The following is a 12917-nucleotide window of genomic DNA, read 5'->3' on the forward strand; positions in this document are numbered from 1 at the left end:
AGTAGTTTGATTTTAGAGATTCAGAATTACTGTATGGAAATAAAATGGCTCAGCTACGTACCACTTTACGTCGCTTTGTGTGAGGAACGAAGTATTGCTGGTGCAGCAAAGCGACTGAATTGTTCGAATGCGCATGTAAGTCGGCAACTTAAACAGCTTGAAGACATATTGTCGGTGCAGCTTATTCAGCGAACTACGCGCCAGTTTAATTTGACCTACGATGGTTTGCGGTTTTATCAGCAGGTAAAGCAACTGCTCGAAGGCGCTGAGCAGATCAATGAGCAAGTCATGGCAAACGAGATCGTATCGGGAAAATTGAGAATAGCGGCGTCCGCTTCTTTCGGAGCTGCGTTACTCAGCCAAACATTGATCGAGTTTCGATTGCAACATCCACAAGTGAGTGTTGAAGTGATCTTCACAGAGACACCTCTCGACTTGATTGAGGCTGGGTTTGATATCGCATTCTACTTTACCGATACTCCCCCAGAGGGATACGTCGGCCATCAGCTACGCACTTTACACTGTAAACCGATCGCTCATCGCTCGTATTTAGCTGATAAACCAAATGTAAGTACGCCAGAGGAGCTTGGTGACTTAGAGCACATCCTTTATAAAAGTCGTGACTTGGTGTTAGACAAGTGGACGTTTACGCATAAGCAAACTCAACAGCAGTGCAGCATTGAGTTAGAAAGTACGCTGAGTTTTAATCTTGTCCAGTCCATGTTGGATGCTACTTTGACTGGCTGTGGTGTAGCCATGTTAGATGAATTTGCACTGGCTAAACTCGACCCTGCACAAAAAGAACAACTCGTGAGTTTGCTGCCAGAATGGCAAACGGATGCGATTTTGCCGCTTTATCTGCTTTACCCAAAACGTGAGCACTTACCAAGAAGAACGCGAGCGTTCATTGATCACTTTAGGAACATATATTCTGTCGGCGAATAGCGACAACAAACTTAGCAACAATTGAGGAAGCAAAGGAATGCGAAAACACTGTATTGCGATTGGCGGTGGGGGCTGGATGATGGGAGAGAATCCGAGCCCGCTCGATCAATACATTTTGTCTTTGTCTGGTAAGGAGAATCCAAACATTTGTTTTCTACCTACAGCCACGGGAGATGCCGATGAAGTGATTGAACGTTTTTACGATGCGAAGCTTAGTGAAAACGTGACCCATTTTCCGCTGTTTAAGTTTGAAGCTGGTTGGAAAGAAACGCTATTTGAACAAGACATCATTTACGTCGGTGGCGGTAATACGCGTTCGATGTTGGCCATTTGGCGCGAATGGGGAATCGATAGAATACTCAAGCAGTGTTATGAACAAGGCATCATCATTTTTGGCATGAGCGCTGGTGCAATTTGTTGGTTTGAGTTTGCGGTGACAGACAGTGATCCCGAAGCATACCAAGTTATGCGTTGTCTTGGATTTATTGACGGTTTGGCTGCGGCGCATTTTTCTCATGTAGGTGAGAAGTTCGAGGTTTTCCAAGCCTTTGCTCGTTCTCAACCGAGCATCACTTGTTATGGCATTCACGATTATGCGGCATTGCACTTTGTCGATGGAAAATTGTTAGCTACAGTCACCAGCTTTCCTGATGCAGGCGTGTTGATCAAAACAGGTAACGAAGAAAACATATTGCGAGGGTGAGCTTCTTCAAATCAGCATTAAAGGCAATAACTACTGACCGGACATAGAAGAAGCTCATGGATTCAGCTAACTTACATTAAGTATCGTGCTTACAGCTCGTAACGCAGACCTAAGTGGTAGTAGCTTTCGTCTGCGTGTGCACCGCCAAACGAGACTTCTTGTCCATTGCTGTAGCCATGCGAACCGCTACGATCAACGTAGTTTGTGTAGATAGAAGAACGAGGCGTCAGTTTGTATTGCACTTCTAGCGTTGTATCTTTCAGCTCTAGCTCGTCACCATCACTGTTTTCTAAAGAACGATAACCAGCACGCAGTGCCCATTTGTCATTTACACTGTAAACCGCCGTCAGTTCCATCACTTTGTCGGTGCTGGTTTGTGAGTAATAGCCCTCTAGTTCATCTTCCGAGTACAACGCACCCAACATCAAATCACCTAGGTAGTAACGCGTACCTGCGCCCCAGAATGTGTAATCGGTGTCGTTGCTTTCACGTGCATTACCTTTATTTTTCTGCATCGCTACCACTGGTGCCAAGGTACCCAAATTCCCCATGTCTAGCGTATAACGCAGTGCAGCGTTGTAACCGTAGTCGAGCTCAGAAGTGTTGTTTCCTAAAATGTACGCGACAGAAAAATCGAAATTACCTAGGTTGTTTTGGTATTGCAGCGTGCCATCTTGACGGAAAACTTGCGTCGCGGTTTTGTCGACTTTATTCGCTTGGCGCGCCATAGAAACATCGGAAGAGGCGAACACATCACCAATGTCGGTAAACATAATCAATCCAGATGCCACGCGACCACCAGTAATGCGACCATAATCTTTCGCATCAATCCCCGCCCATACATAACGTGCGGTCAGAGACGGTTTGTCGTTTACTTGGTTTGCGTATTCAGCTGCACCCACTTGGTATTGCGCTTGGCCGATGATCGACGCGTACTCGTTGATGGTTTGTGAACCGTTTAAACCAATACGGCCATCAAACTCGCCATTTGCATCGCCGTGCTCGTCATTTTTACTGGTGACATTGAAACCAAGACGAGAGTAAATATTTAAAACTGACCCATCTTCCGCTTGATACAGCTGCGCTGCCATTGCGTTTGATGCCATCAATGTAGGGAGAAGTAGAGTCAAAATGTGCTTTTTCATGATTAACGACCTTTCATTTCTATTGTTTTAGGTACGACAAAGCCCCTTCCGAGTAACGGAATAAGAAAAATTGTCGTGAAGTAGAGAGAGGGTGCGCCCTTGTTTGCCAAGGGCGCGAGCTAGTCCATTCCTATAGGGGAAGAATGATTTAGCTTAAATCGACGTCTTTGCAGCCAAAGAAGTAAGTCGCGAGGAAGCCGACGATGTAAGAGATAAGCAGGCCAGCAACAAACACCATCATGCCCGGGAAGATGCCATTTTCAGATGTCATGAGAGGAATCGCCACGATACCGGACGGGCCAAACACCGTATTAAGACCAACTGGTAAGCCAAGGTAAGAAACTAAACCGATAAAGAAGCCGCCCGCAGCACCACCAATACAGGCGGTAACAAATGGTTTTACGCGTGGTAATGTCACGCCGTAAATCAATGGTTCGCCAATGCCTAGAAGGCCCGGAATAATAGCGCCTTTAACTTGAGTGCGCAGTAGAGCGTCTTTTTTTGCTTTGAAATACAGCGCCATTGACGCGCCAACCTGACCGCCACCAGCCATCGCCAGGATAGGAAACAGCGAGTTAAAACCCTGTGCTTCCATCAATGCGAAGTACACAGGAACAAAACCCTGGTGGATGCCAAATACCACAGAAATTAAGAACAAACCTGCCAAGATTGCAGCGCCTAATGGGTTATCGTTTAAGTTGAGGAACAACCAAGACATCCCTTTAAACAGCTCGCCGCCGATTGGCATGATGATCAAGAAGGTTACCGCACCCATGATCAACAGAGTGATAACGGACGTTAAGATCATGTCCAGATCATCTGGCATGTATTGACGAACCTTACGCTCGACTTGCGCACCGATGATCGCCGCCAAAAGTACGCCGATAATGTTGCCGCGCGGATCAATCGCAAAGCCGAAAAACTCGTTCATGCCAGAGTAAATACCGGATGTAGCCTCTGGGTTGTAACCCAGCACAAACAAAGAGGCGAGAATGGCACCATTAACACCAGAGCCGCCAAACGCTTGCTGCGCGTTGTAACCAATCAGAATACTTAGGAAAGCAAACAGACCCTTACCAAAGACTTTCATGTAGGCGATCAAATCCAACATAAACTGGCTTGGTGTCTGGTCGAGAACAAACATTTGTTCCAATAACGTCGCAAAACCTAGCAACAAACCAGCGGCAATAAAACCAGGGATCAACGGCGTAAAGATAGTGGCAAACTTGCTTAAAAAACGCTGAACCGCACTGGTTTGTTTGCTCTTCATCTGCTTTTTCTGCTCGGCTGCGACGGCAGAAAGATCTTGTTGCGGCATATCTGCTTCTTCACTGTCACCAGAGGTTAATCTGTTGATCAATTGATTCATCATCTCAGCCGCTTGTTGAGCTTTTCCGGGACCGAGAATGATCTGAAACTGCTCATCGCTTTCCACCACACCCATTACGCCGGGAATTTGCTTGATAACTGATTGATCAGCCAAGCCATTGTTGGCGAGCGATAAACGCAAACGCGTCATACAGTTACCACATTTGCTTACGTTGCTACTGCCACCCACTGCGGACAGCAACTGCGATACTGTGTTTGAAGTTATTTTTGCCATAGGGTCTATCCTTCAGAACTCGGATTATTTAGTTATTATTTAGTGCTGCGCGAATAAAGCCGTTGTGCGCGGCGAGGCGTGATTTGGCTTGTTCGGCATCCAAATCGGCCAAAATCATTAAGATGGCAGTTTTGCAGTGGCGATCGCAGGCATTTAATGCTCGCTCTGCTTCTTCTTTTGATGCGCCAGTTGCTTCTACAACAATGTTAGTTTGGCGTTGGATGAGCTTGGCGTTGGTGGCCTCTACATCCACCATTAAGTTACCAAATACCTTACCGCTACGAATCATTGCACCTGTCGTGAGCATGTTTAGCACCAGTTTTTGTGCGGTGCCGGATTTCATGCGAGAAGATCCAGTGACAACCTCTGCGCCAACTATCGGCAGAATCGCGATGTCGGCCGCTTCTGCCATGGCACATTCTGGATTACAGGCGATAGATGCGGTCGTGGCTCCGATGGATTTAGCGTAGTCCAAACCACCTATTACATAAGGTGTACGGCCACTCGCTGCAATGCCTACAACCACGTCATGCTTGGTGAGGTGAAGTGCTTTTAAGTCGTCTTGACCCATTTTCGCGTTGTCTTCTGCGTTTTCTACCGCTTTTAAAATCGCTTGATGTCCACCAGCAATTAAGCCAATCACCATATCTGGATGCGTGCCGTAGGTAGGAGGACACTCGCTTGCATCAAGAATGCCTAAGCGACCTGACGTACCAGCTCCCATGTAAATTAAACGGCCACCATTTGCAAAAGCTTGGGTAATTGCGTCAACTGTCTCTGCAATTTGTGGTAGCACCGCTTTTACCGCGAGCGGGACTTTTTGATCCTCTTCATTAATGACTTGCAGCATCTCGATGGTCGAAAGCGTATCGATCTCGGCACTGGCTGGGTTACGGCTTTCTGTCACCAATCTGCTTAAATCAATTTTCATGTTTTGCACTCTTCGTAATGTTCAATCTGAGGGCGATTTTATGGAATAAAATATTCAGGTTTGGTGATAAAAATCACACTTGAGGTTATTCTTTATGCAGGAGAAATTTGGAATAATGAGAGAAAATATACGTCTATTACATCCGGGATTAACTGTCTTGGTTAGAATAATCAGGGGGTTAAATCAAACGCCTATTATTTCTGTTTTGGAATAATTTATTTAAAATTTTTGAGGTTTTTGTTGTGTCAGTTATCAATAGGATAGTCGCGAGGCGTACTCAGCTTTCGCAAAGTGGTCGTTTGGTTGGCGATTGGATTGTTGAAAACGCAGAAAAGGCGGCGCTGCTCACCAGCCAAGAACTTGCGGCGCAAGTAAAAGTGAGTCAATCGAGCATTGTGAAATTTACTCAGCGTATTGGCTTTAAAGGTTACAGCGAGTTTAAGTTAGCTCTGAATGAAGAGATTGGCCGTAAGCATGCGATGCAGTCGACACCGCTGCACAGTGATATTTTGGCTGACGACCCCATTGCGGTTATTTCACAGAAACTGGTGAAAGCGAAAACCGACGCTATGTTTCAAACCACCAATACGCTGTCTTACGAAGCGTGTCACCAAGCGGTGAAATGGTTGAGTGAAGCGCGTCGAGTGCAAGTGGTCGGGATTGGGGGCTCTGCACTGACCGCGAAGGATTTAAGCTTTAAACTGCTTAAACTTGGTATTACGGCGCTTTCTGAACAAGACAGCCACGTGCAGATTGCTGTTGCCCGCACGCTCTCTCCAGAAGATGTTCAGATCGCAATCTCGTTTTCGGGTGAGCGCAAAGAAATTCTCGTCGCGGCAGAAGCGGCAAAAGAGCAGGGCGCGAAGGTGATTGCGTTATCTGCGCCTGGAAGAAGTCGCTTGCGCGGTATCGCCGATATTACGTTTGATACGATTGCCAATGAAACGGAACATCGCAGCTCATCCATTGCTTCGCGTACCGCGCAAAACGTGATCACCGATTTGCTGTTTATCATCTTGGTTCAACAAAGAGACGACAGTGCCCGTCAGTTGATCAGCGATATCAGTACCGACATTAAACAGATCCTCACATGATCGCTTAACCAACAGCGGACTAAAGATCCGGATCGTGCATCAGTAAAGCAATAAAAGCGGACAGATGCTTTTCAATGGTGAGATCGGCAGAAATCGCGGGCAATTCCAACGTGATGCAAGGTAAATCACGTTCATTACACCAAGTGCCGAATGAGCCGGGTGTTTCGTAGTCGACATCGTCAACGATTGGCAGTTGAAACTGCTCGCCGAGCCATTTGGCAAGGTTGGAATGTTTGGGATCATCCACAAACGCAAGCGGTTCATGAAATGACACCACAAACTTTGGCCTACGTAGTTCAATCAAGTTAATTAATGCGCCAACTTCTGGCTCTAGCTGGTTTTTAGAGCCTGTTTTCACCTTTACGTCTCGAACGGGTGTGTGAGAGCTCCATCGATACACGGTGCCATGCTCTGTCCAATTTGGGGTTGGAAACGCGCGATTGAGATCCACTTGGTTTGCATTTGCACGTGTGCCTAGCTGGTTGCCGTCCGGATTCATTGACAGAATCACATCATGTCGTAAGTTTTCAGCAGGCAAGCTTCTTAGCGCGCAGGACAAACCTGCAATCGAGGCTGTCTCATCCCCGTGAGTGCCTGCCAAAATCAAACCTCGTGAAGCACTTTCGACTTGAGCCGGAAAATACAGTAATGGCGCACCAAGCACGGATTGACCGTATGATGTTGGCCGAATTAAAAATGCCGCTCTTTCCGTTCTTGGAATTAGACTCACCGTAATCTCCTGATTGATGAAGTAGTATCAATATCTAAGCTAATTACACCTAGCTAAACTGAACCGTTTAAACTCGTCAACGGTTGAAATGTTAATTGTGGCACTTGCTTCACAAGACGCGTTAGGAGAACGAAAAACGATATGGATTTTAAAAAACATTCAACGGCGTTGCTGATTTCCTCTTTATTCACCCCTTTTCTTGCTACATCGGTTGCTGCGGAGACCTTACCTAAAGGCATTCAACTTGCCGCAGAACAGCATTTAGTACGTGCGAATGACGCAGAGGCGGCGACGCTTGACCCAGCGAAAGCCGAAGGTCTGCCAGAAATGCATGTGATTCGTGACTTATTTGAAGGGCTTGTGATTCAAGATCGTGACGGAAACATTATTCCCGGTGTGGCAGAATCATGGGAAACCAAGGATAACCAAACCTTTACTTTTCACTTGCGCAAAGACGCGAAATGGTCGAATGGCGAGCCTGTGACAGCGGATGATTTTGTCTATTCACTGCGCCGAGCGGTGGACCCGAAGACCGCTTCTCCAAATGTTTGGTATCTCAAACTCACCAAGATCAAAAACATCGCCGATGTAGCAGAGGGCAAAAAGCCTTTGGACGATCTCGGTATCAAGGCAGTGGATAAATACACCCTACGTTTTGAGTTGGACAGTCAAGTGCCGTACTTTGTTGCTATGACTGGGCACACGTCCATGATGCCAGTGCATCAAGCGACAGTGGAAAACCGCGACAAGCCGTGGAGCGATCCAGACCAATTTGTTAGCAACGGTGCATTCACATTGGATAAGTGGGTCGTGAATGAACGCATTGAACTGGTTAAGAGTCCAAGTTACTGGGACAGCGCAGATACGCATCTAAACAGAGTGACTTACATTCCGTTTGAAAACCAAAACGCGTCTATCAATCGCTTTGCGGCAGGAGAGCTGGATATCACGTCAGATGTGCCGACTCATATGGCGCAGAAGCTTAAACAAGATTACAAGCAGGCTTACACGGTGGTGCCATTATTGTGTACGTATTACTACGCGTTCAATACCACTCGTCCGCCATTTGATGATGTGCGAGTGCGTCAAGCGGTGTCGTACTCCATCATGCGCGATGTGATTACGAATGGTGTCACGCAAGTGGGCAACCTTCCTGCTTATACTTTTGCGCATCAGTACACCGCAGGGTTTGATGCGACGCCGCCTGAATACAGTAAGTGGAGTCAGCAACAACGTGACGAGAAAGCGCGTCAGTTGTTAAAAGAAGCGGGTTACAGCCAAGACAAGCCGCTCGATTTTAAATTGCTGTACAACACCAGTGAGGCAAACAAATCGATCGCGGTTGCGATAGCGTCGATGCTACAAAAAAATCTCGGTGCAAACGTGGAGTTAGAAAACCAAGAGTGGAAGTCGTACTTAGTGGCGCGTAAACAAGGCAATTTCGATGTGATGCGCGCTTCCTGGTGTGGTGATTACAATGAAGCGTCTACTTTCCTGAGCTTACTTCGCTCAGGTTCCTCGGGTAACTTTGCACGTTACAGCAGTGAAGCGTACGACAACGCGATGAACAGTGCATTGGCTGCAACCAATGAGAAAGCACGCCAAGGTTTCTATGATCAAGCCGAGCAATTGTTGGCGGCGGATATGCCAATCGCACCGATTTACTACTACATGCAAGCGCGTTTGGTTCGTCCTACGGTTGGCGGTTTTGCCAAGAACAACGTAGAAGGTCGTATCTACTCGAAAGACCTCTACATCAAGAAGTAGCGCTCAAAACAAGCGATAAATATGAAGCCCCGAAGATGTATCTTACGGGGCTTCTTTTTATTGTTAGCGAGTGGAGAGCTTATTCACGAGCATAGCGACTCGTTTGCCAAGATACTCCGCCGTTGCAACATCAGAAGCATGCAACTGACCACCTTCACCACCTTGTGCAACAATACCACCTTGTACACCATAACGATTCAGGTTTTGCTCCCCAGAATTGCTGATCTTATCCAACCCGACCCACATCATGCCGTGTTGGTTAGCGAGCGTTTGTAGATATTGTAATGTGCAAGATTGGTCGCCATTCATTGCCCCACCACTGGTAAAGCCAGCCGCGATTTTGCTCGCCCATTTTTGGTAATACCAAGATTCACTGCTTGCATCTGCAAATGCTTTAAACTGCGCTGCTACACCGCCCATATAGGTCGGTGAGCCAAAGATAATCGCATCACACTCAGCAAGTTCATCCATTAGTTTAGGGTTCACAAAACGTCCCTCAATAATCTCACTGCCTTCAATTCGGTGAGAGAGGATTTCACATTCATCTTGCTGCTTAATGCCTTGTTGTTCAACACCTGCGGCAATCGCGCGAGCAAGCTGACCAGTAACGTCGGTTTTAGAGAAATAAATAATCGCAATTTTGGACACAATGGTTCCTTTTTTCATTGTTGATTTTTAATCGTGCGACTAAGGCTAAAACCTCAAGATAAGTTGAGGTCAACACTAAAACTTAAAAAGAAGTGCATTAAAAAAGCCGATGTAGATACATCGGCTTTTTAGTGGGTTATTTCTTTCTGCGAGTATAAATCCGAGATTTTGCTTTACTTGGCTCTGGCTTGTTTTTTGCCAGCTTTAGCACTGCTTTTTGCAAAATCTGGTTGTTTGGGTAAGTGATCAAGTTACCGTTGTCGTGCTTAATTAACACGTGAAACATGCTGATTTCTTGAATCTCACCGCAGATGTCTTCATCTTTGTCTACGACTTTAATTCGGTCACCCACTCGGTATGGGAAGACAAAAAAGATCAAAAAGCTGGCAGTGATGTTGCTCAGAATTGACCACTGCGCAATAAACGCCACACCTAATACGGCAAAAATGGACGATAGGAACAAAGACACATCGCCATAGCCAATACCTGTGATAATGGCAAAAATAGAGGCGGTCAAAAATAGCAGCGCGACATTGAAACAGCGCTGAATAAAACTCAAACGAGCCTTTTTTACACCTTTCGTTGTTGCCAAATTTAGGATGGCTCTATTTACAATCCTCTTCAGGATGCGATACGCGATCAGGACAAAAATGCCCATCAATAGTTTGTAACCGAGGGAGCCCGTAGTGAAATACTGGCTCACTTGCTCTAATTGGATCCAATCATTCATTTCTTCATCTCGACGATATCTACAAAGCGGCTTTTATAGCTGATTTTTTGCTGTAAGTAATCACAATTTTTCTTTACACCATTTGTCTCTGTGTTGAGGTACCACAGAGTACTATATTGGCTAATCAAAGACTTAGTGAGCATTGCGAACTCTTTGGCTTTATTACTTATATTCAACCAAAGCTGACGTGATTTTGAATAGAGCAATCTTTGAGCTGTATCCCATATCCGACATTCTATGATGCTAGTTCCTCATAAACGAGCTGAATATGACTTTTGTCCTGATAACCTAAGGTGTATTAATTGAAATAGCTTTTAGGGCGTTGAAAAATGGAAGAAGATGAAAAGGCGATTATGATTTTATTCGTGATTGTTGGCCTTGTACTCGTTTGGGTCGCGCTTGAAGAACTTAATTATCTCGGGCTCCCAATAAAATAAGCCCCGTTAAACACAAGTTAAACGGGGCCCTTGTCTTTTATCAATGTGAATTCAGGCTAGCTAACCGCACGCACTTTGCCTTGTTTCAAATCGTTCAGCACTTGCGCTTTAGGGCCATCTGCGATGATGCTGCCTTTCTCCATCACAATTACGCGATCAACGATGTCGAGCATAGACGTTTTGTGCGTAATCAGAATCAGCGTTTCACTAGGTTTCAACTGTGCTAATTGATGTTTAATGTGCATCTCTGAGCGATTATCCATCGCACTGGTTGGTTCATCCATTAGTAGAACAGGAGGACGACCCAAAAATGCACGAGCGATCGTGACTGCTTGACGTTGACCCCCCGAAAGCATTGCACCACCTTCACCAACTTGGCGTTCTAAGCCCGCTGGGTCAGATTGCGTAAACGCAGTAACACCGGCACGATTCGCTGCGTCTAGTACGTCACGGTCATCGGTTAATGGGCGACCTAGCGTAATGTTGTCGCGGATAGAACCAAAGAACAGATTCGAATCTTGCGGCACACAACCAATATTACGGCGAATGTCGACATGATGCAGCTGTGCGATGTCGGTATCATCAATGCGAACATGACCTTCCGTCGGCTGATACAAGCCCATGATGAGACGCTCTAACGTGGTTTTACCCGAACCGATACGGCCTATGATCGCTACTTTTTCGCCTGGGTTAATGGTCAAGCTCAAATCTCGAATCGACGCCACCGGTGAATCTGGGTAGTGGAAGGTCACGCGTTCAAGTTCAATTTTGCCTTGTACTATTGGACGGTGAATGTAACGTTTACCTTCTTCTTGTTCATCCGGCATTTCCATGACTTGATTGATAATTGTCATAGAAGACTTCGCTTGGTTGTAGCGCGTAGAGAGTAAGGATAACTGAACCAAAGGACCAATCGCGCGGCCGCTAAGCATGGTTGCGGCAATCAAACCACCCATGGTTAAGTCGCCCTCTGCAATCAAGTAAACGCCTAGGATGATCATCCCTACGTTACTACTTTGCTGCACAAAACCTGCTGCGTTTTGAATGCTATCCGTAATTCGGCGGCTTTTTATATTCCAGTTCGCCATGTGTGCAACTGCCTCTTCCCAGCGGTATTGGAATTGGCTTTGCGCACTGAGCATTTTTACGGTTTCTAACCCAGCCAAGCTCTCTATCAAATTGGCATATTTTTGCGATGCTAGGCGTGAACCCTCCTCAATGGAGCGGCGCAGCGGCCCTTGTATCAGTAGCGAATGAATAATCAAAATGACCACGCCCACCATTGGAACATACACAAGATCGCCAGCCATTAGCCATATAATCACTAAGAACAGAATGGCAAAAGGCAAATCAATGAGAGCACTGACGGTCGCTGAAGTAAAAAACTCTCGAATAGATTCGAATTCTTGTAAATGGCGAGCGAAGGCACCGACCGAAGGCGGCTTCGATTCCATTCTAATCCCCATCACTTTGCTGAACAGTTTGGATGAAATCAGAATGTCAGACTTCTTGCCCGCCACATCAATGAAGTAATTTCTCAGCGACTTGAGAATGAAGTCGAACAGGAACACGACAAAGATGCCACTTGCTAGTACCCATAGGGTTTCAAACGCAAGATTCGGAACCACTTTGTCGTACACCAAGCGAGTGAATAGCGGAGCGGCAACCGCAAAGAGGTTGATGAGAAGTGATGCGATTAAAACATCACGGTAGATGCGTTTTGACTGCCACAAGGTTGACCAGAACCAGTGGCCTTCGTTGGTTTTGAGCACTTCGGGAGAGCGCTCATCGAAACGGAATTGCTTTTTAACTAAAAAGTACCGACCAGTGTATTGCTCAAGTAGGTCTTCTAATGGAATAGAGATCGGCACCATTCCACTTTCTAGGGTGGTGACTTCGGCCTCGCGTTTCTCCATATTGATGCTGTTGAGAACGCAAGAGTCTCCGCCTTTAAGAACTAAGATTGCCGGCAGAATTAGGCTGGAGATGCTCTCCAGCTCTGCGCGGTTTTCCTTGGCAACCAATCCGGCCCTTTCCGCTGCTCTTGGTAGCAAAAATGGGGTCAGTTTACCGTCAGATAGCGGTAGTCCGTTGACTAGCGCTTCTGGCGAGTTAGCTAACCCATAGTAACGGCTAACGTAGATGAGCGAATTCAGTAAAGGGTCTTTCATCGTTGATAAACCT

11 protein-coding genes are annotated in these 12917 nt (G+C 46.3%); 4 read left to right on the forward strand and 7 right to left on the reverse strand.

From position 1 onward, the window contains the following. The first annotated feature begins 33 nt into the window (after nt 1-33). Both R7P35_RS00110 and R7P35_RS00115 read left to right on the forward strand, forming a co-directional pair. Nucleotides 34-945, forward strand: coding sequence for a LysR family transcriptional regulator (locus R7P35_RS00110; protein ID WP_015313728.1), 912 nt, complete (start codon nt 34-36; stop codon nt 943-945). A 37-nt stretch (nt 946-982) separates the two neighbouring features. Continuing rightward, entirely contained in the window at nt 983-1648 is a 666-nt protein-coding gene (locus R7P35_RS00115; protein ID WP_205461218.1) for a peptidase E, read from the forward strand. A gap of 89 nt (nt 1649-1737) precedes the next feature. Here the strand turns inward: R7P35_RS00115 and R7P35_RS00120 are convergent, their stop codons facing one another. The 3 genes from R7P35_RS00120 to murQ form a co-directional block, all read right to left on the reverse strand. Then, nucleotides 1738-2793, reverse strand: coding sequence for a porin (locus R7P35_RS00120; protein ID WP_318091552.1), 1056 nt, complete (start codon nt 2791-2793; stop codon nt 1738-1740). A gap of 148 nt (nt 2794-2941) precedes the next feature. Next, nucleotides 2942-4396: a PTS N-acetylmuramic acid transporter subunit IIBC gene (murP, locus tag R7P35_RS00125; RefSeq protein WP_213904664.1), complete on the reverse strand. Its 1455-nt coding sequence runs from the start codon at nt 4394-4396 to the stop codon at nt 2942-2944. 28 nt (nt 4397-4424) lie between these two features. Next, a complete protein-coding gene (gene murQ, locus R7P35_RS00130; protein ID WP_213904663.1) occupies nt 4425-5327 on the reverse strand; it encodes an N-acetylmuramic acid 6-phosphate etherase in 903 nt (300 codons plus the stop codon). 242 nt (nt 5328-5569) lie between these two features. Between murQ and R7P35_RS00135 the strand changes: the two genes are divergently transcribed. Next, nucleotides 5570-6421 (forward strand): SIS domain-containing protein, encoded by an 852-nt coding sequence (locus R7P35_RS00135; protein ID WP_005383578.1) that lies wholly within the window; start codon nt 5570-5572, stop codon nt 6419-6421. Between the two features lie 19 nt (nt 6422-6440). Here the strand turns inward: R7P35_RS00135 and mpaA are convergent, their stop codons facing one another. Continuing rightward, on the reverse strand, nt 6441-7151 hold the full coding sequence (gene mpaA, locus R7P35_RS00140) for a murein tripeptide amidase MpaA (protein WP_085569462.1): 711 nt from the start codon (nt 7149-7151) through the stop codon (nt 6441-6443). Nucleotides 7152-7292: 141 nt separating this feature from the next. Here mpaA and R7P35_RS00145 point away from each other — a divergent pair, with 141 nt between their 5' ends. Further along, nucleotides 7293-8918, forward strand: a complete 1626-nt coding sequence (locus R7P35_RS00145; RefSeq protein WP_064369550.1) for an ABC transporter substrate-binding protein — start codon at nt 7293-7295, stop codon at nt 8916-8918. Between the two features lie 63 nt (nt 8919-8981). Here the strand turns inward: R7P35_RS00145 and R7P35_RS00150 are convergent, their stop codons facing one another. From R7P35_RS00150 to R7P35_RS00160, 3 genes are all read right to left on the reverse strand, one after another. Next, the gene (locus R7P35_RS00150; RefSeq protein WP_017821885.1) at nt 8982-9566 is read right to left on the reverse strand and encodes a flavodoxin family protein; all 585 of its coding nucleotides are present in this window, start codon (nt 9564-9566) and stop codon (nt 8982-8984) included. A 136-nt stretch (nt 9567-9702) separates the two neighbouring features. Continuing rightward, complete coding sequence (locus R7P35_RS00155; protein WP_017820061.1) at nt 9703-10296, reverse strand: mechanosensitive ion channel family protein; 594 nt, start codon at nt 10294-10296, stop codon at nt 9703-9705. Between the two features lie 493 nt (nt 10297-10789). After that, nucleotides 10790-12904, reverse strand: coding sequence for a type I secretion system permease/ATPase (locus R7P35_RS00160; protein ID WP_005374556.1), 2115 nt, complete (start codon nt 12902-12904; stop codon nt 10790-10792). Nucleotides 12905-12917: the final 13 nt, after the last annotated feature.

It is taken from the genome of Vibrio sp. Vb0304, assembly GCF_033338995.1.
Lineage (GTDB): Bacteria > Pseudomonadota > Gammaproteobacteria > Enterobacterales > Vibrionaceae > Vibrio > Vibrio alginolyticus.

Coding starts and splice junctions, on each gene's coding strand:
- R7P35_RS00120 (WP_318091552.1), bottom strand. CDS start 2,793: ATGAAAAAGCACATTTTGACTCTACTTCTCCCTACATTGATGGCATCA.
- R7P35_RS00110 (WP_015313728.1), top strand. CDS start 34: ATGGAAATAAAATGGCTCAGCTACGTACCACTTTACGTCGCTTTGTGT.
- murP (WP_213904664.1), bottom strand. CDS start 4,396: ATGGCAAAAATAACTTCAAACACAGTATCGCAGTTGCTGTCCGCAGTG.
- murQ (WP_213904663.1), bottom strand. CDS start 5,327: ATGAAAATTGATTTAAGCAGATTGGTGACAGAAAGCCGTAACCCAGCC.
- R7P35_RS00115 (WP_205461218.1), top strand. CDS start 983: ATGCGAAAACACTGTATTGCGATTGGCGGTGGGGGCTGGATGATGGGA.
- R7P35_RS00155 (WP_017820061.1), bottom strand. CDS start 10,296: ATGAATGATTGGATCCAATTAGAGCAAGTGAGCCAGTATTTCACTACG.
- R7P35_RS00145 (WP_064369550.1), top strand. CDS start 7,293: ATGGATTTTAAAAAACATTCAACGGCGTTGCTGATTTCCTCTTTATTC.
- R7P35_RS00160 (WP_005374556.1), bottom strand. CDS start 12,904: ATGAAAGACCCTTTACTGAATTCGCTCATCTACGTTAGCCGTTACTAT.